Here is a 1,401-nt window from a genome sequence, read left to right as displayed (position 1 = left end):
CCAGGGCCATTGCGTAGTCGCGATCGGTCCGGTTCGCCGGTCTCGTGTGTGACGTGGCGTCATGTCCCGGCTTGGGCTGGCCCGGACCCGGGAAACAGAGCAGGCACGGCGCCGGTGATCATGTGGTTGTCGAGACCCATGAGAACCGAGCGAGACCGTGCCTGCCCGTACATCATCGCCCATGCCCGCCAGGCTGGAACACTTGCCCCTCCAGACGGCCCCGATCACCACAGAGGATGCCGCTGACCTGCGCCGATTCATCGGTCTGGTGCCCGATCCCCGCGGCCTTCGGGGGCGGCGGTATCCCGCCCTGGCGCTGTTGTGCGCGGCCGCTGCCGCGGTGCTCACCGGGGCCCGCTCTCTCATCGCGATCGGTGAATGGATCGCCGATGCCCCGCAGCCCGTCCTGGGTGTCCTCGGCTTCCCGGCCGACCCGCTCACCGGCATCCGGCCGGCGCCGCACGCCGCCACCGTCCGCCGCCTGCTCCAGCGTCTCGACGGCGACGCGCTGGACGCGGCCATCGGCGCATATCTCCAGGCCAGAACGCCACCGCCACAACGGTCCGAGCCGCCACCGAAGCCTGCGTTGCGCGCCGTCGCGGTTGACGGCAAGACGGTGCGCGGCTCCCGAACCGCCACCACCACAGCGATCCAGCTGCTGGCCGCGATGGACCACCACGGCGTGGTCCTGGCCCAGCGGCAGATCGCCTCCAAGAGCAACGAGATCCCTTCCTTCCAGCCGCTGCTGGACAGCATCAACCTCAAGGACACCGTGCTGACCGGCGATGCCTTGCACACCCAGCACGGTCACGGCGCCTACCTCCGCAAGCGCGGCGCCCACTACCTGGCCATCGTCAAGAAGAACCACCCCGGTCTGTATGCGCAGGTCAGAAAGCTTCCCTGGGCCGACATCCCGCTGGACCACCACACCCGCGACCGGGCCCACCACCGCGACGAGATCCGCCGACTCAAGGTCGCCGCCTTCCTCCACCTCGACTATCCCGGCGCCCGCCAGGCCATCCAGGTCGTCCGCCGGCGCCGCGAGTTGAGCACCAGGAAACTGACCATCGAGCGGGTCTACCTGATCACCAGCCTGGACGTCTTCGACGCCACCCCGGCCCAACTCGCCGCCTGGATCAGGGGCCACTGGGGTATCGAAAACCTCCTGCACCACGTCCGCGACCGCACCTTCCACGAGGACGACTCCAAGGTCCGCACCGGCACCCTGCCCCGCACCATGGCCAGTCTGCGCAACCTCGCCATCAGCGTCTTCCGCCAGAACGGCGAGACCAACATCGCCGCCGCTCTCCGCCGCACCAGCCGTGACTACCGCCGACCGCTGTCGGCCCTCGGTCTCACGTGATCAACCCGGACAGATCCCGAACATGCAATGACCCTGGT

General features: G+C 69.0%; 1 protein-coding gene. It reads left to right on the top strand.

Annotated features, from left to right (window positions below; genetic code table 11):
* Positions 1-202 precede the first annotated feature (202 nt).
* A complete protein-coding gene (locus tag ACFU8W_RS52455; protein ID WP_384052997.1) occupies positions 203-1,363 on the top strand; it encodes an ISAs1 family transposase in 1,161 nt (386 codons plus the stop codon).
* Positions 1,364-1,401: the final 38 nt, after the last annotated feature.

The organism is Streptomyces sp. NPDC057565, assembly GCF_042801455.1.
Taxonomy (GTDB): Bacteria; Actinomycetota; Actinomycetes; order Streptomycetales; family Streptomycetaceae; genus Streptomyces; species Streptomyces yanii.
Note: the sequence above shows the minus strand (reverse complement) of the source record. Positions and strands in the feature narration are given on the sequence as shown.